This window comes from Anoxybacillus mongoliensis (genome assembly GCF_014201515.1).
GTDB lineage: Bacteria > Bacillota > Bacilli > Bacillales > Anoxybacillaceae > Anoxybacillus > Anoxybacillus mongoliensis.
Window position 1 is genome coordinate 1 of the sequence record NZ_JACHEQ010000003.1, and the last position, 22095, is coordinate 22095.

The 22095-nt window shown below is 39.2% G+C and carries 23 protein-coding genes and 4 pseudogenes; 3 read left to right on the forward strand and 24 right to left on the reverse strand.

What is annotated here, in order from left to right:
* Positions 1–371 precede the first annotated feature (371 nt).
* From HNR43_RS03595 to HNR43_RS03635, 9 genes and pseudogenes are all read right to left on the reverse strand, one after another.
* Entirely contained in the window at positions 372–1760 is a 1389-nt protein-coding gene (locus HNR43_RS03595; RefSeq protein WP_183241388.1) for an NYN domain-containing protein, read from the reverse strand.
* Between the two features lie 305 nt (positions 1761–2065).
* A pseudogene (gene tnpC, locus HNR43_RS03600) lies at positions 2066–3505 on the reverse strand (IS66 family transposase).
* A gap of 370 nt (positions 3506–3875) precedes the next feature.
* Positions 3876–4370, reverse strand: a pseudogene (gene istB, locus HNR43_RS03605) (IS21-like element helper ATPase IstB); the annotation flags it as partial.
* Entirely contained in the window at positions 4371–5141 is a 771-nt protein-coding gene (locus HNR43_RS03610; RefSeq protein WP_183241390.1) for a DUF817 domain-containing protein, read from the reverse strand. It abuts the pseudogene before it with no gap.
* Positions 5142–5156: 15 nt separating this feature from the next.
* Positions 5157–5372, reverse strand: a complete 216-nt coding sequence (locus tag HNR43_RS03615) for a helix-turn-helix domain-containing protein (RefSeq protein WP_077428228.1) — start codon at positions 5370–5372, stop codon at positions 5157–5159.
* A gap of 10 nt (positions 5373–5382) precedes the next feature.
* Complete coding sequence (locus tag HNR43_RS03620; RefSeq protein WP_183241392.1) at positions 5383–5862, reverse strand: DUF2975 domain-containing protein; 480 nt, start codon at positions 5860–5862, stop codon at positions 5383–5385.
* A 234-nt stretch (positions 5863–6096) separates the two neighbouring features.
* Positions 6097–6561, reverse strand: a complete 465-nt coding sequence (locus HNR43_RS03625) for a phage tail protein (protein WP_183241394.1) — start codon at positions 6559–6561, stop codon at positions 6097–6099.
* A 216-nt stretch (positions 6562–6777) separates the two neighbouring features.
* Positions 6778–7029, reverse strand: coding sequence for an AbrB/MazE/SpoVT family DNA-binding domain-containing protein (locus HNR43_RS14330; RefSeq protein ID WP_183241396.1), 252 nt, complete (start codon positions 7027–7029; stop codon positions 6778–6780).
* Between the two features lie 154 nt (positions 7030–7183).
* Positions 7184–7555: an iron chaperone gene (locus HNR43_RS03635; RefSeq protein WP_183241398.1), complete on the reverse strand. Its 372-nt coding sequence runs from the start codon at positions 7553–7555 to the stop codon at positions 7184–7186.
* A 160-nt stretch (positions 7556–7715) separates the two neighbouring features.
* On the opposite strand from HNR43_RS03635, the gene HNR43_RS03640 reads away from it, so the two are divergent.
* Positions 7716–8690 carry a ParA family protein gene (locus HNR43_RS03640; RefSeq protein WP_183241400.1) on the forward strand — a complete coding sequence of 325 codons (975 nt, stop codon included), beginning with the start codon at positions 7716–7718 and terminating at the stop codon, positions 8688–8690.
* Positions 8687–9073, forward strand: a complete 387-nt coding sequence (locus HNR43_RS03645) for a hypothetical protein (protein WP_183241402.1) — start codon at positions 8687–8689, stop codon at positions 9071–9073. The genes HNR43_RS03640 and HNR43_RS03645 overlap by 4 nt, the downstream gene beginning before the upstream one ends.
* Positions 9074–9104: 31 nt before the next feature.
* Here the strand turns inward: HNR43_RS03645 and HNR43_RS03650 are convergent, their stop codons facing one another.
* The 4 genes from HNR43_RS03650 to HNR43_RS03665 all read right to left on the reverse strand — a co-directional run bounded on the left by HNR43_RS03650 (position 9105) and on the right by HNR43_RS03665 (position 11977).
* Positions 9105–10046: a TlpA family protein disulfide reductase gene (locus HNR43_RS03650; protein ID WP_183241806.1), complete on the reverse strand. Its 942-nt coding sequence runs from the start codon at positions 10044–10046 to the stop codon at positions 9105–9107.
* 197 nt (positions 10047–10243) lie between these two features.
* The gene (locus HNR43_RS03655; RefSeq protein ID WP_183241404.1) at positions 10244–10636 is read right to left on the reverse strand and encodes a gamma-glutamylcyclotransferase family protein; all 393 of its coding nucleotides are present in this window, start codon (positions 10634–10636) and stop codon (positions 10244–10246) included.
* Between the two features lie 29 nt (positions 10637–10665).
* Positions 10666–11127, reverse strand: a complete 462-nt coding sequence (locus HNR43_RS03660) for a gamma-glutamylcyclotransferase family protein (protein ID WP_183241406.1) — start codon at positions 11125–11127, stop codon at positions 10666–10668.
* A 70-nt stretch (positions 11128–11197) separates the two neighbouring features.
* Positions 11198–11977, reverse strand: a complete 780-nt coding sequence (locus HNR43_RS03665; RefSeq protein ID WP_183241408.1) for a GNAT family N-acetyltransferase — start codon at positions 11975–11977, stop codon at positions 11198–11200.
* 171 nt (positions 11978–12148) lie between these two features.
* Between HNR43_RS03665 and HNR43_RS03670 the strand changes: the two genes are divergently transcribed.
* The gene (locus HNR43_RS03670) at positions 12149–12721 is read left to right on the forward strand and encodes a Uma2 family endonuclease (protein ID WP_183241410.1); all 573 of its coding nucleotides are present in this window, start codon (positions 12149–12151) and stop codon (positions 12719–12721) included.
* Positions 12722–12768: 47 nt separating this feature from the next.
* Here HNR43_RS03670 and HNR43_RS03675 read toward each other — a convergent pair whose 3' ends face one another.
* The 11 genes and pseudogenes from HNR43_RS03675 to HNR43_RS03725 all read right to left on the reverse strand — a co-directional run bounded on the left by HNR43_RS03675 (position 12769) and on the right by HNR43_RS03725 (position 22014).
* Positions 12769–13476 (reverse strand): DsbA family oxidoreductase, encoded by a 708-nt coding sequence (locus HNR43_RS03675; protein WP_183241413.1) that lies wholly within the window; start codon positions 13474–13476, stop codon positions 12769–12771.
* 220 nt (positions 13477–13696) lie between these two features.
* Positions 13697–14563, reverse strand: a complete 867-nt coding sequence (locus HNR43_RS03680) for a pentapeptide repeat-containing protein (RefSeq protein WP_183241415.1) — start codon at positions 14561–14563, stop codon at positions 13697–13699.
* Positions 14564–14577: 14 nt separating this feature from the next.
* Positions 14578–14907 carry a PadR family transcriptional regulator gene (locus tag HNR43_RS03685; RefSeq protein WP_055441076.1) on the reverse strand — a complete coding sequence of 110 codons (330 nt, stop codon included), beginning with the start codon at positions 14905–14907 and terminating at the stop codon, positions 14578–14580.
* A 218-nt stretch (positions 14908–15125) separates the two neighbouring features.
* Complete coding sequence (locus HNR43_RS03690) at positions 15126–15503, reverse strand: VOC family protein (RefSeq protein ID WP_183241417.1); 378 nt, start codon at positions 15501–15503, stop codon at positions 15126–15128.
* A 51-nt stretch (positions 15504–15554) separates the two neighbouring features.
* Complete coding sequence (locus tag HNR43_RS03695; RefSeq protein WP_183241419.1) at positions 15555–16679, reverse strand: virulence factor; 1125 nt, start codon at positions 16677–16679, stop codon at positions 15555–15557.
* Between the two features lie 135 nt (positions 16680–16814).
* Complete coding sequence (locus HNR43_RS03700; RefSeq protein WP_183241421.1) at positions 16815–17243, reverse strand: NUDIX domain-containing protein; 429 nt, start codon at positions 17241–17243, stop codon at positions 16815–16817.
* Between the two features lie 147 nt (positions 17244–17390).
* Positions 17391–17887 (reverse strand): annotated as a pseudogene (locus tag HNR43_RS03705) (NUDIX hydrolase).
* Between the two features lie 111 nt (positions 17888–17998).
* Positions 17999–20122: a Piwi domain-containing protein gene (locus HNR43_RS03710; protein WP_183241424.1), complete on the reverse strand. Its 2124-nt coding sequence runs from the start codon at positions 20120–20122 to the stop codon at positions 17999–18001.
* 63 nt (positions 20123–20185) lie between these two features.
* Complete coding sequence (locus tag HNR43_RS03715; RefSeq protein WP_183241426.1) at positions 20186–20701, reverse strand: hypothetical protein; 516 nt, start codon at positions 20699–20701, stop codon at positions 20186–20188.
* Between the two features lie 222 nt (positions 20702–20923).
* Positions 20924–21176 (reverse strand): annotated as a pseudogene (locus HNR43_RS03720) (DUF4351 domain-containing protein); the annotation flags it as partial.
* An 85-nt stretch (positions 21177–21261) separates the two neighbouring features.
* Positions 21262–22014, reverse strand: coding sequence for a CPBP family intramembrane glutamic endopeptidase (locus HNR43_RS03725; RefSeq protein WP_183241428.1), 753 nt, complete (start codon positions 22012–22014; stop codon positions 21262–21264).
* Between the last annotated feature and the right edge of the window lie 81 nt (positions 22015–22095).

Below are 22095 nucleotides of genomic sequence, written 5' to 3' on the forward strand. Positions count from 1 at the left end.
CTTTCCGCTCCTTTTACACATGAGTATTTAGGAGCAGTATAACCATGGGAGAAGGTGTTCATACAGAAGTTACGGTTTTAAAGTGCATGTATATAAATCTCTATCTACTCGCTCCAAAAAAGCATATACACTCTCATTCAAATAGAGTGCTATAACCATAATCATTAATAATATACCCAAAGTCAATATAGTAATAATATTGATCATACATTCTCCCTCTTTCTTTTTCCTAAACCTTACCGGCTCTTTTTCTTCTTCCACTAATAGTAGTCAAGGGTGAATCCGACTTAACAACCCTCTTCCCCCCTTAAAAAGGTAGATATTGATGTGTTTCCGTATAATCTTCTTTGGACAGTAATATATCACCCCTCCTATAACTCGATGCAATCCCAATAATCAGTGATATAGCGGTGTTCAGCAGAAAAATCTTCCGCTATTCTCTTGGATGTGTCATCAGGATGAACAGAGATGATCTGCACATCTTTTTGTGCATGCCTATACTTAAGCAACACATCATAAAAATGATCATCTCCCGAAAGAAGCAAAATGCTGTCTAGCTGATGGAATTTTTCAAGCATTTTTTGAATGAGTTTTTGATCATCTATGTCATATTCTTTTCCATCAACAATTTCCTTGGCCTTTTCTTTACCATTCTTCACCTCTAACACCATAAACCCAGCTCGCTCCAAATCATCCTTCAACATCATTAGTTGTAACTGTACAAACTCTGTTTTTTTCTCTTCTTCATAGACAGGTAAAAAAAGCGATGCATATTGTCCCTTAATTCTTTCTTGAGCAGATATCCCATAAATTTTTGTAAATAGAGCATGATAATTGATTTTTAGATGATGAATACCTTTATAAATATTAGCTACATCCAAAAACACTCCTATTTTCTTTCGTTGTACACTATTCTCTTGGTTAAAGTAAAATCGAACAATCTCTTCAAAATCATTAAAAGATATTCCATCTTTCAAACGATTGTACAGCTTAAAAAAAGGTTTTTGATGATGGTAAATACTTATAACACTATTAGGGCAGTGTGAGTAGTAATAATTAAAAAACGAGGTAATTAACTTGGAAAAGGCCCGTAAATTTTGTTCCAATAATGTATAAGATCCACCCCGATTACATGTAAGTAAATCGTAACTAACAAAGAATATGATCTTACCACTCTTATCAAATAAAAAATCATCCAAACTAATATTTTCTACATCTACAGAAATTTTCTCATCCGTAATAGCGGTAAAAAACTGAATAAGTTGTATAACCCAGTGATCGTTATTGCCCATTTGTATGACATGAGAGTAGTCTATTGAGAAATTTCCACTACAGGAGTAAATCATCACTGGAATATAGCTCTTCATCCCAATTTGTTTCATTCTATCTATGTAACTTTTTGCATCACTTATATATCTCTCTATTTCTTTTCTATTCTTAACGTGATGACATATCTTCTCTAAATTTTTGATTTGAAGTGATATTCTTTTCAATGAATAGTCCTCATCTAATTCTGAAATAAGTCGATCCATCGCCTCGCTAGAATAAAACAATCTATCATTTTCGTAGTACTCAAACAATTGATCAATAGGCAAATATTCATAATTCGGCAATGCAAAAAAATTGGACTTTTTACCACACAGCATATAAGTTCTACGATGCACATTCATTGCGTAATAACAAGTAGCTGTGATAGAGTTACGAATCATCTTCTTGAAAGAAGGAAAAATTAACAACTTCCCATCCATTTCAATTAACACCCTCCCTCAACATGAATCAGAATTTGATTATTCTTCCACCCCCTCTACATTCAGTTGCATAATATTGTTCCACTCTATCACCGCCTTACGTATATTTACAAAAAATTATATCAAATACTACATAAATAATTTGTTGAATATTGTCGAATCGCGACTTAATAACAAAAGAATTATGTTTTTTCATTATTTAATTTTAATACATGTCAGTCTTCGATTTTCTAAAACAAAAATGGTAACTATTCACCCCGATAGTAGTATGTAAAAAAGCGCAACACAAATCGGGCATCTCCGTGATAGAAAATGCCCTAAGTGGTAGAAAGAACACGATCGAGCGTGTCGCCCGTCAACAGGAGGCATAACGAGTCCCACACGTTTTTTTCGTGTTTCGTCAGTGTGGAAACGATGCTTCTTGTGATACAAAAAGACTGGGCGAATGTTTCTTCGCGAAATGTACCCGAAATGTTCTCTTTCACTTTGACCATGCGAAGATCGCGTTCGGCTTGGTTGTTGTCAAAGGGAACATGCACTTCACGTAAGAAACGCAGCGCTTCTTCCTTTCGTTTCTGAAGCCGTCGAATAAAAGCGAGTGCTTTTTTCGGAAGAGGCTTCATCGTTTCCAATCGGTGCTGTGCTTTCATAAGGATGCGATCATACACTTGTTCCCATCGTTTCGCTTCTTTTTCGGAAAGTGCACCGTGATGGGCTTCAACGGCTTGTTTGGCGGCTAACAGAAACGTCGTCATACGCGATGCCCATGTATGTCCTTGTTCGATGAAGCCTTTTAGCTCACGTAAATGATGGGCATGGCAAAGGGCATGGGTGGCTTTTGTGTATTTTGGATACGTACCGAACCCATCGTGTATCATCGTTCCTTGATATCAGGGAAGAATCCCGATGTCATCGGTCGCTTTCTTTCCACGAGAAGCGTGAGGAGCCAAGTATGTATATCTCGATGTACACGCGACATGCACCCATGCGAGTTTCCCATTGATGCACAAACTTGTGTCATCGACATGCAGGATGTTGGATTCAAGTAAGGCGTCTTCGATGATGTCCATATTCGATTCCAGCGCTTCTCGTTTCACCATATTGGCAAGGGTTCCTGTACTAACCGAGTGTTGATATAACGCTTCGATTGTATCACTTAAACGCTTGTAAGGGATCAATTGGATATGATGCAAATAAACAACGAGTGCCGTGAGACGTGGACCGTATTGCACATGATTCGTGACATGTGGTGGAAACTCCGCTTGTTGAACACATCGGCAATGTGGACAGGATTTCACTTCACGCTCATGTTGTGTCACTTCGATCGTCACGGGAGGGAGATCGAACACTTGACGGACATCGACTCTGAACGGTTTGACTTCACACAAAGAAGCCCCACATCCTTGACACGTGTTCACACGATGGACGACACGATGATGTGGATGTTCCACTTGATGGAGCGTCGTTCCTTGATGCCCTTCTTGTCCGCCTGGCTTGTTGCCAGATGGCTGACGAGAAGAATGGGTGTGAAAACGGTCAGAAGATGGGGGCAAATGGCTATTGGAGCTGTTTTTTTTCGTGCGTGCTTCCAGCTCTTGAACGCGATACTTGAGTTGTTCATTTTCTTTGCGCAGCTGTTTGTTTTCTGTCAACAGTTGCTCAATGACTTGTTGTTGGTGAGTAATGAGCTGTTTTTGTTGTTGGACTTTGCCAATTAAGTTCTCTACTGTAAATACAGCTTGTTGTACCGTCAACATGCGATTCACCTCCTTGTCTATCAATATTCACATCATAGACAGGAAAAGCAAAAAATATTCAGCTCACTTTATGATGTGGCTGAATAGTTACCAAAAATGTATTATATGCTATTTGCATAATCGTATCACAGGCCAATCACTTTCCTCGTCTTTCCAAAAACATCTTCCATAAACGACAACTATCAAAAAAGAATTGAAATGCAAATTATTCAAACCTTTATCTTGATAAAACAAATAAAAAAGCATCTCATACACATGAGACGCTTACAATACATCTTCTTATCGCTCTGCCCTAATCGTCAAAATCGGCGTCTGTGTGTAAATGTCAAGATGAACATGTACATTTTTGACTATTTAAGAATGTACAAATTTACTCGTTTTCACTTTCCTTTTCTAAGTGATTTTTTAAACGATACGAGTTCCCTACGATGTTAATAACGGTTGCATGGTGTAAAATCCGATCTAAGATGGCATTGACTAACTTGGGATCTTAGAAAATCTCCCCCCAGTCTTTAAAATTGGCATTGGTCGTAAAAATCGTACTTTTCTTTTCATGTCGCAAATTAATCAACTGAAAAAACAGTTTGGCGTCTTCCTTATCAATCGGCAAATAACCAATTTCATCGATAATCAATAGCTTATATTTCGCGTAACACTTTAATCGGTTATCTAATCGATTTTCCATCCTCGCTTTCTTTAGTTGTAAAACTAACTCATGGTATTTGATAAAATACGTACTTGTTCTTTTTTTGGCTGCCGCAATACCGATGGCGGTAGCCAAGTGGGTTTTCCCCACTCCACTTTGTCCTAAAAAGACGATATTTTCTTTCTCTTCGATAAAACGTAAGGTGGTAAAGTCGAATATTTATAGTCTGTGGAATTTTTCTTTCACCTGCTTTAACGTCGCAACGATGAGAAAGCTGACAATGACTAATAAAAACCATGAACTTACTTTTCCTAAGTGAACGATGCTCCAAGCCTTCGTTTGGTTCGGGTATTGCCAAGCGCCAAAAAACGTAGCAATATTTTCCGCAATCCAAATAAAAAACCCGATGAGAAGAAATGAAAGCACAAGCGGCATGCGGTAACGAGTGCCATTTACTTCATACGTGACCGATGACGACCAAAAGACGATGATGACAAGTCCAATTAACCACCACCGAACGTCCATCCAATAATGATGGGTGAAAAAATTTAAATAAATCGCTGCAGCTAGTGGAACAACGATTGAAAATGGCGGCCATTTGACGAGCTCGACTTTTAACCGCCGCCACGCTTGGCAAAGATAGCTAGCGACACTCGCATACATAAACCCGCTATATAAAGGCACACCAAAAATTTTTGCATATCCTTCTTCTGGATAAGCCCAAGACCCTATGTGCACTTTAAACAGTTCAAGGGCAAGCCCGATGAGGTGAAACATCGTAATCACCTTTAGCTCATCTCTCGTTTCTAATCCAACGCGCACCATCCACCATTGCATGAAAAGACAAATGATAAGTAACCAATCATACCGCGGCAAGAAAGGAAGCGGCACTATTTTTGTCACGGCTAACGAGGCAAAAATGACAACGGGAAACAAACAAGATAGCGCTTGTTGCCAGCCAAAATGAACGAGCTGAATCAATGCTCTCATCGCTTTTGCCTCCCATTACATCTCGTCATCGCTTCGGTATTCTAAAATATCGCCAGGTTGACAGTCTAACGCTTTACAAATGGCATCTAATGTCGACAGCCGAATCGCTTTTGCTTTGCCGTTTTTTAAAATCGATAAATTCGCCATCGTAATTCCTACTTTTTCTGATAATTCCGTCACACTCATTTTCCGTTTCGCCAACATGACATCGAGATTCACAATAATCGCCATGTGCCCCACCTCAGATTGTTAAGTCATTTTCCGATTTGATTTCAATCGCTTTTTGTAAAAGCTTTTGCAGCACCGCGGCAAACACCGCGACGACCAGCGCTCCAAAGACTACCATCAATCCGATGATGATAATCCCTGGGGCATCATCCAAATCGGCAGTGAGATAAAAGAACGGCATGCCTGCGATATACAATAAACTAATGGACGTCGCGCAATGTTTTATATGCTTTAGAGCTTTTACCGATAAATCAGAAAACGCTTCGTTTTTGTCAATATAAGTTAAAATATGGAACGCTTGATACAACGCAAAGAAAAAAGGAATAGCGGTAACATAAAAAAAGATGACGATCGGATAGCGCAAATACGCTAATTCTGGCAACCACTCGGCATAAAAGTTAGGAAACTTAGGCAAGACAAATACACATAGCGCAACAATAGGAGCGCCGATAATAAAAATAGCGATTTTTAAAAAAAGTGTTTCTCGTTTCACAACAAGCACCTCACTTCCATCATTTCCATTTCATTTTAATCCATTGTTTATCGTTTTACAATAAATAATTATTGTTTTGGATAATTTTTTTATTCCAAAACAAAAAGCATTCCTCTTTTAGAGAAATGCCTGTTTCCATTAGATTATTCCATCGAGCAATAAAACTCAAAATAATGGTTACTCCATAAAGGATAAAGATGTTAAAGTTTCAACGTGCATTTATATAGTTTTATTCTAATACTCCCCTTTAATGACAAAAAACGACCCCCGAATCGTTCCGGCTAGTTTCGATTTTTGCTGGGCGAATTTAAACTTTCCTTCTAGCTCTTTCGGTACGTCCATGCCTTCCGAAAGCTTGAAACCAACCGCCCGCTTTTTACGGTCATCGACTGTATACATCACATTGACGACAAGACCATCTTCATAAAAAACGTAAGCAAATTGGATATTCTCCACTTGAAAACGTGACGTTTCTAAAGGCTTGGCCGCAAATTCAATCCCTCGCTCTTCTTTCAAAATTCGATGCACATAATCAATCGTTTCTTGACTTTCACTCGCCGGTACAACTGTAAATTCATGCTTGTATTTATTCATAAAATAACGGGCTTCGTTCGCACGCAACCCCGCAAGAGCATCTGCTACAGGCGAAGATTCTAAACCAACCGTAGATACGTTTTTAAAATCCACAACATAGGCCATTTCTATTCCTCCATTGCTATTTTCATCAGCGTGAATCATATCAAGCGTTAGAAGATGCCAAACCTAACACTCAACCGTGTATTCTTTAATTGTAGCGACAGATACACGGCAGATTCCAATAGTGATTATTCTTTTACGCCTTTCATTTCACAAGGCGAATATTTCTCGATAATGAGGAAAAGTTCATCGCAATGATTTTCTCCACTGTTACATATCTCACCGATCAACAAGCCCCTTAATCGTTTCGTCATACGCTTCGAGCGTTTCATTTAACACGTCGAAAAAGTCTTTCGAAATACCTTTTGGCAAGTTCACCTTGTTACTTTTCTTTACTACAATTTGGTTATTTTCAAGCTCCATCTGTATTTCGTCCCTTTGATGGATATCAAGCTTTTGGAGGAATTCAATAGGAAAAGTAACTCCTAGTGAGTTTCCGATTTTCAACACTTTCCGATCGGCATGTAGCATATGTCTCACCTCTATGTTATAACTGTTATAACAATTATAACATAGAGCAATATTTCAAACCGGACAACATTACTTTACAAATTTCGTTGAAAGAAAAAAGAGCGAGAAACATCGCTCGCCAAGAGGTACTGTGTATGATGTGTTCGATGGTTTGCTACTTTCGCCAAAAACTTGCACAATCGGCTTTCTCTTCGATATTAAAAGCAATCATTTTCTCTAGCAATTCATAATTTACTGGCTTATCCCACGGGATTCGAAACAATCCTTTCGTCGCGCTATAACCAGCTTGGGCGATTTCATCAGCAAAATACGTCATGCATGCTTCTTCCGGTGACACACTTACATGATGCTTTGCTGTGGAAAAACCGATAATAAATGTACCGTGATCGGTAAACATGGGCGTATTCCATTTGATTTGTGGTTTTAACTGTGGGAACGTATCACAAACCCATCGTAAAATTTCCTCTACTCGGTTGCGATGGTCGACATGATCGATCTTTGCTAAATATTGTTCAAAAACTTCCATAATTGTTCCTCCTCGCTACATCTCTCATCTTCATCCTGCTATCAACATTATGACATAAAACAATATGTCCATCATCCTAATATTACGCAAATAATTCGTCATAACTTTTTATCTTTTCTCATACAAATAAACCGTCCATATACAACAGGAGGCGATCATCATGGAGCGACAGGCGAAAGTAATTAGTATTATTAACTGGAAAGGCGGAGTTGGAAAGACGACCGTCACTCATCATTTAGCGACAGGACTGCAACATTTATCATCTGACGAATTAGAGCTACTCGGTCTTGAACAATCTCAACCGAAGGTGTTATTGGTAGATGCGGATGCACAATGTAATCTATCCATTTCATGTTTGACACCAGAGCGGTTTGAACAGTTAGCCTATCAAGAAACGCCACCGATCGGTACGTTGAAAGATTTAATTGAACATTACTTAAAAAACGAATATCCTCAAGTGGATGTAAATGATTTCATTTTAAAAGCGTGCGTGCGAAGTAAAAATGAGAAAGTGTATGAACATATTGATTTGCTTCCAGCACACGCTGAACTTATCCATACAGACATGGATATTGCCGTTTACTCACGGCCTCATTTTAAAGACCATTTATTTGGTTCAGATATTTATAAATTTCAAATGCTTCACCATATTTTAAACACGGTGAAACATGAGTATGATTTTATTTTTATTGACTGTCCACCAAATTTGAATTATATTACGCAAAATGCCCTCTATGCGAGCGATTATTATTTAATTCCAGCCATCCCTGATCGTCTATCTTCATACGGCATCTCAGCCATTAAAAATAAAGTAGATGAATTAAACGAAAGATTTCAATCGAGTGCAAAAGAATATAGCGATACAAAACTCATCGGCATCGTCCTCAATTTCATTCGCGAATACGGAAATCAGCCAAAACAAACACAAGAAAATATGATCAATACATTGAAACGTACGCTTTCATCTGACATGATCTTTCACAGCTATTTACCATACGGTGATGCCATCACGCGAGCATCGATGCTCAGTTATCCTGTATTTGCCGTTGAAAATAACCGCGCGAAACAAAGCGAATGCGTGAAAAAAATGACGCTTGAATTTTTAAACCGAATTGGTGGAGGAATTGTCGTATGAACGTAAACACATTAACACATATGTTAGAAAAAGCGCTCATTATTTTAAAACATTACGAACATTGCACTGTTGATGAGATGTTACAAGATCTTTCAGAAAAGTTACAAAATCAAACGATAAAAAAACAATCAACAAACGAAACAAACTATGCAAACGTCATTACACAAATGAAAAACATGACTAAAGAAGAAGCAACAGCATTTTTAATGACTTTTAAAAAAGAACAACTGCTTCATATCGGGGCACAAATGAATATAAAGTTACAAAAAAGAGAAACAAAACAACTATTGATTGAATCGATTATCACCCATTGCAGTTTTTCTGAACTATATAGCCAAATGGCGAAGCGAAAATTACAAAAACAAATGAGCGAACAGATATAAAAACTGTTCGCTCATGTTTGATACCACAACATCATTCCGATAACATCACTCGTTTCATTGCATCGTATGAAAGTGGACCGACATGTTTGCTACGAATGACCCCTTGTTCATCAATGATATACGAAGTCGGAATGGTGATCACTTCATATGTTTTACTAACTATTCCTTGCTCATCAAGCATAATATCGAATGATACTCCTTTTTCGTTAATAAACGTCTCAACGGCTTGATGATTTTTTTCTTTATTCGTCAAATTGACCGCTACAATCGCGACATGTTGTCCATACTGCTCATAAAATTGTTGCATCTCTGGCATTTCCGCGCGGCACGGAGGACACCATGACGCCCAGAAGTTTAAAACTACTTTTTTTCCTCGAAACTGAGACAGCTTCATTTTTTCGCCCTTTAATGTCATTAACTCGAAATCAGGGGCAATTTCTCCTACATCAATTCCAATGTTCGAACTCGATTGCTGTGAAGTTGTTTCTTTTGTCATATCCGATATGGATGGGAAGATGAAGACGAGAATATGAAACGAAACAAGCAGTTGCCATAGCTTTCTCGTCGTTTTTATACGTGAAGAAACGATAAAGAAAACAACAGCGACGACAGCTTGTAGCCAAATAAAGTGATTTCCTGGAAATTCACTTCCTTTCACCACACTGAATACGATCCAGTACCCGAAATATATAGGAGTAACCGAACGAATATAAACAGCGAACGGAATGTGCTGTTTTTTCAACTGCCAATATGTATACACGACAATAAATATTGCTGCTAAAACAAGACCAACAACGCCACCGTTAAAATAAAGGAGCGTTAACGGATTTTCTAGCACCACGTTCGGATGCACAATACCGTAACTCAATTTCCATATGACTAAACCATATATGAAACTGTTAAAAATAACATCCATCACATTTCGTTCCGCTTTTAAAACAAACACCCCGTAATAAAAAAACACGTACGTCATAAGCAAACTGACGATAAGCAATACATTTTCTCCTTGAATGACAATCGCTCCAAGCTGCAACGTATTTCCCTCTTTTCATTTCCATTTTTTCTTTTTTCAGTGCACGCATCCACCCCCCTCTATTATATTCACATATGTAACAATAGAAAAACGTGAAGTGCGTCAAAAACTTGCAAACTTCACGCTTTCCTCGTCTCTTATGTTTTTCGCGACTGCCTATACGCCCTCCACGACGTTCCAATTCGCGGCAAATGTTTCGCTTGCTCGCTTGAGTATACATACACAAATCCGGCCGTCTTTCCGTTTACGTCTGTCACGAATACTCGCTCATAATCGTTGTGCTTTCCTTCTCCGTCATATCCTTCAAGCCGATCCATTGCCCTTAGTCCTTTTTCGCTCACTGTCAGCCATTCCCCTTCCACCGGAGGAGCAGACGGATCAAGCACTAAAGCCGGGTACAAATCATAGACGCTATGAAGCCAACCACATACAGCACCTTTTTCGATATGTGTAACATACGGGGCAACGACACGATGATTCGCCTCCCCTTGCAGCAACGTCCCATATACGAACACTTGAAACGATTTCATCTTCGCTCACCTCATCATGTTACTTATAGTCATCCTGTTGTTTTTGCCTTTCCCAAAAGTGAAAAAATATGTGCTTGTAACTGTTTCTGGTATGGCTCAGACAATCGTTTTGCCCCTTCTAACAAAATGTTCGCATATTCATCAGACGGCGGAATCTCAGGTGTTTTTTTGTGAACAACTTCATACGTACTAGCTATTCGCATCGTTTTCGCTTGTTCGTCCCACACTTCAATTTCGCGACGCCGATAAAAATTCGGATGTCCTTCTCGTTTGTCCAACTGCTTAAAGTCCGGCACTTCAAACAAAATTCCCTCCACTCTTTCCCCCGGAGCATATACGATATCAGCGACTCCGCCTCGTCTTGTACGCGAATATACTGAAAATGCGAGGCGATAATCAAAAACAATTCCTGTTCCAACGTATTTAAAATTTGTCGTTCTTCTTAAGTCCGAAAACGACATGCAACTGCCGTACGCAAAATATAATGGCATATACATCCACACCTTTCATTTTGTTTATATGTGTCAACATATACGCAAAACCGCAAACAAGAACCGTATGTCACCCATACATCGTCCACATGCCGATATCAGAAAAACCAAGTCGTTTATAAATACGTCCTGCACTCGGATTATCATAAAATAAACATAACGTTTTGCCTGAGCGAATGTAGTCTTGGATGACACGCTTCATTATTTCGCTTGCATACCCTTTTTGACGATCATTCGGATCCGTACAAACACCGACAACCATTGCAGACAGCGTATTCTCTGCTGTTGTCGAGACAGACGACACCATGCGGCCATTCTCCTCGATATAATACGTGCGACCCGTGTTCGTCTCTAACGATTTGACAAGCATATCTCGCGATGAAGGAAGCACCGAAAACTCAGCAATGCGACTGCGCAACGCTATTATTCGATCCACATCATTGATCGTTGCTTGTTTTATTTCATAGCGGCTTTCTACTTCCGGAAATGTGATTTCGTTACATTCGCAAAAATACGTCACACGCTTTTTCCCAAGTGGCAAGAGAGGTTCAAATGCTGCAACAAGATCCGTTTTTCCAGAAAGTCGAACAGGATGAGCAGTATTTCTCATAATTTTAGCAAATCCCTCTATATCAAACTCCCCCGGAGCATATGGAATATACGAATCATAAAATCGCAACAACACAGCTCGCAACGCACCGTCCTCATCAAAGTCGCCCCACAGCTCTTGAAACTCCTGCTCGTATCCAAACGCTTCAATATCACCGATAATAAAAAGATTAAGTGACGGCTCTTGCTTTAAAAAAGAAAACACAACATGATGATCCTTCCTATTCAGCTTACGAATCATATCCATCTCTCCTTTCGATTAAATATTAATCCTACTATAGCAAACATACACACAATTTTTTGTCGAAATATGTAAAAAAACGAAAAAGATGAGGCTTGATTCTCGTCGCATACAAAAAGTGCACTCTCATTGTGATATAATGTAAAAAAGACAAAGAAGCAGGTGAGAGAGATGGAAAAAGCACAACACGGTCGTCTGTATTCATATAAAGATATTCAACAATGGGAAGGAAATTGGGAGCTGATTGACGGTGTCCCTTATTTGCTTGCATCGCCTTCATATGTTCACCAATATGTCGTGGGCGAACTGTATCTCGCCTTAGCTCCTTACTTCAAAGCACAAGGATGTCGCCTCATCTTATCTCCATTTGATGTACAATTCGATGCAGCTAAAAATGAAGAAGAAGCGCAAACCGTTGTACAGCCGGATTTATTCGTTATTTGCAACGTAACTCAACTGAAAAAAAACCGAGTACAAGGTGCACCCGACCTCGTGATCGAAGTGTTATCCGCTAGCACAGGAATTAAAGATCGAAATCAAAAATATTATTTGTATGAAGCAAATGGTGTGAAAGAGTATTGGATGGTCGACCCAAGCAATCGAACGATTGAAGTCATTGGCTTAGAAGACGGACGGTTTCAAAAACGGGCGGTATTCGGCCCGAAAGATGTGTTAACGTCTTTTTTGTATCCAGATTTAGCAATTTCGCTTGATTCCATCTTGCATATGGATGATGTGGAATAAGATAAAACCGGGCAGGGTTCCCTATCCGGCTTTTTATTTGCTTGAATTTAGTCGATAGTGCAATTTTCGTCCGTGCACGTTTTTCCTTCTTCCGCTAGCGATTGCAGCGATGAGGACTGCTGTTCTTCTGTCCACACTCTCTCTATCGCTTGTCGGAATACTTCAACAGGCTGGGCGCCAGAAATGGCGTATTTTTGATTCAATACGAAAAACGGAACGCCGCGGACGCCGAGTTGAGCCGCTATCGCTTCCTCATGTCGCACTTGTTCTGCATAACGACCATCATCAAGCACTACTTCCGCCTCTTTCCGATCAAGCCCTGCTGCTTCGGCGAGCTCCAGTAGCACGTTGCGGTCGCTAATTTGCTTCGATTCGGTAAAATAGGCGTAAAACAGCCGCTCTACTACTTCGTGAAGTTTCCCTTTTTTCTTCGCATATTGTGCTAGACGGTGGGCATCAAACGTATTGGTCGGCTTCATCGTTTCAAAACGGAACGTGAGACCCAGCGCCTCCGCTTGCTTGCCAATATCGGCATTGGCTCGCTTCGCTTCGTCTACCGAAATGCCGTATTTTTGCGCAATCATTTCGTGGATGTTGAGAGGCGTTTCTTTTTTTACATCCGGATCCAACTCAAAGCTACGGAATATGATTTCAACATTTTCCCGATGTGGAAAAGACGAAAGCGCCTCTTCTAACCGCCGCTTGCCGATATAACAAAACGGACAAACAAAATCGGACCATACTTCAATTTTCATCGTTACACCTCGGTTTTGTCCTCCAAAGCGGAGGGAATTTTCTTCCTTATTGTAACGAACACTTCTTTCTTACTTCAAATTATCTGCTTGAAACCGGTATCGTCACGCCATTTTGCGTCTGTAGACGCTTATTGCGGTTATATACGCAACAATGAGAATACCTAGACAACATGCGAGGGCGATCCATTGGATTGTTTTGTTTTGCATATCCTCCGCCCCCCTATACAATGGTAACCTTTGATAAATCAGCGCCTAGGCCTTTCAAAGAAGCATAGGTGAGTTTATCCATTACTGCGCCGTCAAAGCAGATGGTTTGGATAGCACGGTAATACTTCTTAGACAAAGTAAAACCTGGGTGGAACGAAGTATTTTTGAGTGTCGCGCCTTGAAAAGACACTTCGTTCAGCGCTGATTTGTTAAACTTGACACCGATAAAAGTCTGCCCTTCAAATCGTTTTCCTCTTAGGTCACAATATTTGAAGTCCACACCAATAAAAGTACAACGCTCAAACATCGTTTTTCTAAGGTCGAGTGCGTCAAACTTGACGTCTGTTAGTTTGGTGTCCGTGAATTTTGCTCCAGTCAGCCCTGATTTGCTAAAGTTGGTGCGTACAAGGATTGATTTCGTGAAATTCGCATCCGTCAAATCCGTAGCGTAGAATAGGCAATCTGTTAAATTAGCGCTGCTAAAGTTGGCTTCGCGCATATCGCTTGCCTTAAATAAACTCCCCGTTAGATCGGCTTCCGAAAAGTCGGAGTTGCGCAATGCACTCGCCACGAACTTTCCTTTATGTGCGATCACTCCTGCAAAGTCTCCCTTGGCTAGGTTGCTCGCACTGAAGTTTGTCAGTACTTGCCGCTCCAACGAATGGGAGAGGTTCGCGATTTCCAAGATGGTTTGTTCAATGTCACCGATGCTCTCAATGGTCATCTTAAATGCCGTTTCATCGTCCTTACCCTTAGCTTTCAGTTCACGGTATCGCTCCTGCAAATCAGAGAGTAAATCGGTTTTTAATTCAGTGATGCTTTTTACCTCATCGTATGGCGCGAAAACGCTATTTAAGTAGCTAGTCAACTTCTCGTTCATCTTATCAACGCTCCTTATAACAATTTATCTAGCACGCATTTTGCGTACTCCCAGTTGCTCTTGTTGCGGGCATAAGTCTCCTTGCCTTTTTCCGTAATTCGAAAATACTTACGCCGTCCACCTTGAGATTCGTCGCCCCAATACCACTCGATATCGCCACTTGCTTCTAGCCGCCGGAGGCTGGAATACATCGTCGCTTCCTTTAACTCATACTCTCCGCCCGAACGCTCGGCAATGAGCTTAACGATTTCGTAGCCGTAGCGATCTGCTTCGGATAAAAGGCGCAAAATGATCGTATCAGTGTGCCCACGCAGCAAATCGGATGTAATTTTATTCTCACTCATTATTAACACCTCACAATCATATTATCAAGCATATTACTATGTCTGTCAAGGTATTATTTTTGTTTTATTACATTATTCAATTTTATACCTGTGACATTTGCGTATTCGCATGAGGTTCCCCATTCAACTAAAATTCCTACCTTTATCCTACATACAAAACAAAAAAACAGGAGGTTTCTTCACTCCTGTCACAACTTATCGGCAACATCCAACGAGGACTATTGCCCTCGCTGTTTCTCCAAAAATTCTATTCGGTTGTGAAACGGATCAAGGAACGAGAAGCGATCAACACCTAGAATGGCTTTTTCGTCTTTCGTCATTACACCCTTTTCTTCCAAATAACGTCGTACTGCTTCAATATTTTCGACTTCAAACGCGGGATGGCTTTTACTTCGATATCCTTCACGGTTTTCAACACCAATATGCAGTCCTATATCGCCAACTTTATACCAAAGCCCACCGCTTGCTTTCAACGGTTCCGGTTTTTCGATTTCGGTAAAACCGAGCACCCCCGTATAAAAAGCCCTCGCTTCGTCTTCTGCACCGATCGGAATGCAAATTTGCACATGATCAAGCCGTTTGACAACAATGTTCATGCTCGTTCCCCTCTCTATGTTCTTTTCAAATTTCTATCTGGATCTCAGTATTTATCCCTTTCTACTCTCCGTCATTTGTTTCCAAACGGATCCTTTCGCTTCTTCGCCACCTTCGATTCGTTCAATTGCCATTTTTACTTGCATGCTTACTTCAAATTCCGGATCGTTTTCGGCTTCTTTTAACGCAGGCAAAACGGATTCATCGCCATTTTCATATAAAAACATCGCGGCACGCCAGCGAACAAGCTTGCTTGCATCTTTTAGCGCTTCGACCATCACAGGAATGGCCTCCACGTCACCAATATCAGACAAACAGTCGCCGGCTGTACGACGCACAGAAACGGCTGGATCCTTTAGCGCTTCATATAAATATGGAAGTACATTTTTTCCGCCAATCATTCCTAAATACGCAGTCGCTAAGCGACGAATAGCGACTTTTTCGTCTTTTAACGCCTTTGCCAACACAGGCAAATCGTTTTCCGTTGGCTCTCCCATTTGTTCCAACGCCGCATATCGTTTCGTCCAGTCTGGATCCTCTAGCATTTGTTCTGTCACTTGAACACTTGTTCGTTTTTGCGTTTTCGCCTGTTCGCCTTGTTTAAACATATTCACGAGCCTCTCAAGTCGCTCCGGTGGATAAGCAGCAGACAACTCCTCAACAACGTCAGCACCGATTTCTTCAAACGTTCCGTACCGAACGCCCTTTTCGACCCATTTTCTCTCCATGACGATATTCCCTGCATGTTTTTGCGCTTCTAACACCGCATCGACAAACGGCTGTGGCAAGCCAACTCGTCTCTCTTCGTGACCGTCCGTTAACTTCACTTGCATCGGTAAGCCATACAACATTTGCACATACACTTTCACTTCACCAAAATGCTCGTTGCGTACAGGTTCATTATCTTGGATTTCATCCACCTGCTCCCCAAATACTTCGCGCACCTTCGTTAAAATCGGTTTCCAGTCATATTTTGCATGCCGTTCGATAGCTAAAAAATCAGCGACATGGTAAATACCTTTCACGCCTTCAATTTGCAGCAATTGCTGGATAATGGCAGGCGAATGTGCAGCTTGCGCAGGTTTATAGTTATAACTTGTGCCAAATGGAAGCTCTTCATCGAGCAATACTTTCATTGTATTTGGACTTGGTGTCGGTTCAATCGATTGAATTTTCATTTGTTCCTCTCCTATCCTCTACAAAAAATATTTCGTAACTTCATTAAAAAGGAAGAAATAAAGAAAAGCAAAAGTTTCGCTCAATGAACCAAAAATAACCACCCCTATAAATCGCAGAGGTGGTTTCACATCGACTTACATAAACACTTTTGTCACTAAAATGTGTCGTATATCGTCATGAAGCGTTTCATACTTACAATCGTTTAGATCTTCTTTCGTTACCCAAGCAAATTCAGAATGTTCGTCGTTCAGTGTAAGTGAAGAAATATCATCATTTTTTGGTTTGACAAGATACGTAAAAACAACCCGATATATATCTTCGTCACCACTTTTGCTTTTTAAATTGCGAACGAATAGTTCTTCTATCAATTCTACATCCATATTCAATTCCTCTTTCGCTTCTCGAAACAAACCTTGGACGGGAATTTCGTCATATTTAATTTTTCCAGCAGGAACGTTCCATACATTCGGAGCTACCTTACAATGCTCTGCACGTTTTGTTAAAAGAACTTTTCCATCGTGCCATACAATCACTTCAACAGAAATTCGATAATTCGGATACATATATTTTTCCTCCATGTTATTCGAAATAAAAAGACAATAGCTTGTTTTTTCCCTATACTCAAAACAACTCTAACTGTTCTGTTTCACCTAACCGTTCAAGTGATTTCGGATCATAATCTTGGAAATAGGCGTGACAAACAGGTTCGGTTATACGCCCACCCTTCCTATCGTTCGAAATGGTGACACTTCCCATGCTTCATACGGTACTAAACAATTACATTTCATCGCATCCTGTACTCGTGAAGCGATATGAGGTCTCGTTATATATTTTGAAACGTTTTTATTATTTAGCAGAAAAAAATTTGCCTCCTTTATTTCTTGAGGCTGAATGTCCAATTCACCTTCTTCATACTTCGCACGAAATACAACAACTAATATATGGTCTGTAGCATTGTAATATACTCCCGTTACTCCTAATGGTACTATTTTTAATCCTGTTTCTTCATATACTTCCCTTACCAATGCATGATGCAAAGACTCCCCTTCTTCGACTTGTCCACCAGGAAGTTCCCATGTATCGGAACGGTAATGTGTTTTTACAAGCAATACTTCCGGTCATTTACAATATAACCAGAGACAGCCACTAAGTGCTTCGGTACAATCCTCATGTTCTTCTCATCCTTCACTGATTTAAATTTAAACATACATGCAGTTAACTTATTTTTCTTCATGTATTTAGCAAACTTCACTTTTGTGAGAATATATCCATTTAAAACAAAATTAACCAACCGTATAAAACAATGAATACTTATCCCTCACACAAACGGCAACGCTTGTTCATGGACTGAACGTGGATGGATCAACCCTCGATTATGAAAGGTTGAACTTAAATCAGCATAATGAACGGTGATTGGCAAACGTGTTTTCAGCATAGAATGGATGTGCATAAATGATAGCTTATATGCATCTGAAACGATATCCCGAATAGACAAACATTGCGTCTTTTGAACAATCTTTACAGCTTGCGCCATTCCTACAGATTCTCTTGGATCAGTTGCACATAAATAAGCCATCCTTTCCTTCGCATAACATAATCCTTGCACAGTAAACCAACGTCCGTTTGTGTATACAGCCATTCTTCTTCGCGGTCTTTTAATAATTTCAACGAAATCAAATGGGATTTGGAATGACTGCATATACCGTGTTAAATGATCTAAATCTTCGCGACATACGCCATCGCGGTGAAATGTAATATGAGCTGGCTTCATTCCATACATTTTCTCATAGCTAAATATACTCTCATCTATAATTTCTTCCATTGTACGATTGGCAATCGTTTCACCAGCTTCAGCAGTCATGACTGATTTTTGTTTGATCATTCGCCCGTCTTTTCCGATCACTTGAATAATCCCAGAAGCATGTTTGCCATGTTCATGACTGACATCTAAACCGATAAAGCAATCTGAATTCATCTCATCTGACAAAATCCACGGCTGAACTCCCGATTTTGCGTAAATTCCTAGTAGCACATTATATTGATAGTACAAATTTTTTACAACTGACGAATCAAATATGACAAACTGTGTCATTATATCTGCTTTCGCACCAAATTCTCGTTTAATTGCCATATATGCTCGATCAATATTTTCTTCCGTTCCAATGACAATAACAGTCCCATCGAACGCATCAGCGATCGACTTTAGTTCGAACGAAAGACGCTCACTTTTGAAAAAATCGACAGGCAATACTCCAAATAACTGACGCGGTTTTTTCGAGACATTTAACTTTACACCTAGCTTTTCAGATAAATCTTGTAATTTCTTTGTAAAATCCAATATTTCATCTTTCTTCCTTTGATCGTAATTTAATTCTGGATCAACAAAATAGCTAACGGTGACACTCTTCGGCTCATAAACACCAGCTTGACCTAAACCATCAGACACTTTCGTTGTTTTATAATCTCGACCAAATTCCATTAACGGTGAGGAGAGATTAAAAATATCATAATTAAGATTTGCCGCCCGAACGTTTTCTTTTCTGAAAGTCAACATGTTCTGATATTGCAACAAACGAAATATCTCTTGATAAAGTTTCGGCATTTTCTCATTCGGTGGCAACTTAATGATACGATTTACTTGCTTCGCGGTTGATGGCATCAATTGTTCATACGAACAAGTGAGACGTAATAAATGAGGCAAGTATGGAAAAATATCACCGGTTTGTGATCTGACATGCACAATAGGTGTCTTATTATGAACACCTTTTAATTTCCATTTTTCATTTTTTGTTATGTAATAATCTATCACACTTTGTTGTAAATACGGGCTTTTTTCTCCAGCTGTATACGGAGCCACCTCAACAAAAGTATAGTAGTATGATTTTTTATTGTATGAATCAACGACTTCCACCCCTTCTTTGATCAGTGGAGATCGATCACGAAGTAAGTCTTCTAATGTTTTTTTATATTCAAAACGATGTTGATATTCAAAGCCGATCAATATATTTCCGTTCTCTTCAACTGTAAAAGATAAGTAAATAGCCGGGTAAACAATAATTTCGTTCATTTCAATCGATTGTTCGGTTTTCAAACAAAACAAATCTTTGTAAATTTTATAGTCGTTTTTGCATCGTTCTATTAACTCTTGTTTCAATAACCTTTCCAATACCGTTCTTTCTGCGGCATTGAAACATTCTATTGCTCGGTACTCATGTTTAATATATTCATGATCACCCCAATGAGTGATCTCTTGAAACGATGCAATATATTGGCCGTGAGCAGCAATGGTCACATTAGGATTCCTCTTTCTTAACTCATAAACAATGTGATGAGCAAACGAGTATTTTTGGTTCGGGTTTAATAAAGATACAGTATAAATATGAAGTGGAATGTTGCTTGCATTTTCGTTTGCGATACACTCGGTTATATAGTATTGATTCATCTAACCAATCACCCCTTATGATGAATAGTCATCCGTGCATTGATTCGTTGACAATCATCGTGCTTATAACTCTCTTAATCGGTTTCGTTCAATTCTAATCGTATTGTCTTTACCATCAAGTAGATCAGCACGCTTGCTTCCGTAAATGCGAAAACGCGGGGATCCTTTTACGACCTTCACTGATAACCGAGGTGTTCCACGAAATTGCTGTTTATTTACATCCACACATGCAACGAATTCGTCCCAACGAACAATGGCGATAATTTGGTTATTGTCACTTACTTGCTTCTGACCGCAAATAAAAGCAAAAATTAGCGTTTTATCTGAATGATTTTCATGCACATTTATAATTTCCTGTATTTCGTTGTCACTAAATGTGAAAGACCATGTAAAATCTTCGGAGCCAGATGGGGTAGTATGATATTTTGCATAAATGATGTAATCGTCTTTATTTGTTGTAACCGTGTAAATTTGTCTACTTTCATTTTCTTTTTCAAACAATGCTGGTGCCAATCCTCCATTCACTAATGCAGAAAGAAGTGCACCATAATAATAATCTGCTTTGCAAATTGCTGTCACTTCGATCCCCCCATAAAATCAAATATCCCAATCCCATTATACGGAAAGAAAGCAGAAAATATTGTCGAATATTGTAGAAACTGATGGATAAATTTTGAGTATGTATTGCTACGTAAGGGGGATTTTTCCTTATTATTGGCACACACATACACAATAAAAGGGAGCCGAGTGACCCCCTTTGTTAATATAAGATCATGTTTAAGAAAGAGGAAGAGCACCATGTCATTTCAACATCTCAATCTCCTCCAAAGACAACTCCGTCAGTTCGTGAATTGTCTGTACATCGTAGCCTTTTGCTAGCATCTTTTTCGCGATCTTGTTATTGCAGACCTTCTTTCAAGCCTTTTTCTAACACTTTTTTCTCGTACGAAATGATTAACTCTAACACTTGTTCTTTTTCTTTCGTTTGCATTTCACTCATCTCGTTTCGCAATTGTTGTTCTTCTTCCTCCGATAGTTTCACATATGTTTCAAAATCAACACTATGATTTAAAGTTATTACTTCGAGGCATGGCAGGCACGGTATCAAAAGAAATGATCGCATGGATGTAAAGGTAAAGCTAGATGGGAAGAGGTTGACGCTTACTTTTATACATAATCAAACCATAAATAGCAAATAAAATGGTCAAGAATAAGAAAATTGTTAAAGTCATTGTTGAAAATTCAAGTTCATGTACACCATTTTCACCTGTTGCGAAATACTCTGTAGTATCTAATATAAAGTGAAACACAATCGCAGGTAAAATACTTTTGTTTCGAAGAACCAAAGCTGTATAGGCTATTCCTGCGGCTGCTGTCCAAAGGGCTTGAAATATACCGAATTTTATATCTCCGCCAACTAAAATATTCCCTAAATGAATAAGACCAAAAATGATAGAAGGTACAAAAAGCGTGATTTTTGTACCAAAGCGAAGGAAGCCTTTTATCAATACCCCCCTAAATACAATTTCTTCGTTTATCGCTACACACAACGCTGAAATCATTAAAACGAACATGTTTGAAAATCCACTTACATTAAAGCCAAGAATAATTAAAATGTAAATTGGAAGAACGAGCGGCGGTATCCATAATAACCATTCTTTTTTTGATACAGGTTTAGTTAAACCATTACCTTTCATATCTCCTGACCAATAAACAAGTGCAACCGAAGTGGTAGCGAAAAGCATTTGGATAAGCCAACCAAGTTCTTTTATGATATCAATGTTTGGTTGAAACAATTTAATTAAGCTCACTACCCCCAAACCTACAATTCGCGATGCAATTAAAATAAAGATCGCGAATAATATCGGATGATTCCTAAAAAAATTTTTCATTTCTTATTCCCCCTGTTGTAGATAGTTGCTTATAGGTTATCAATTTTATTAAAACCTATAAAATATATGATAAAGATTTTA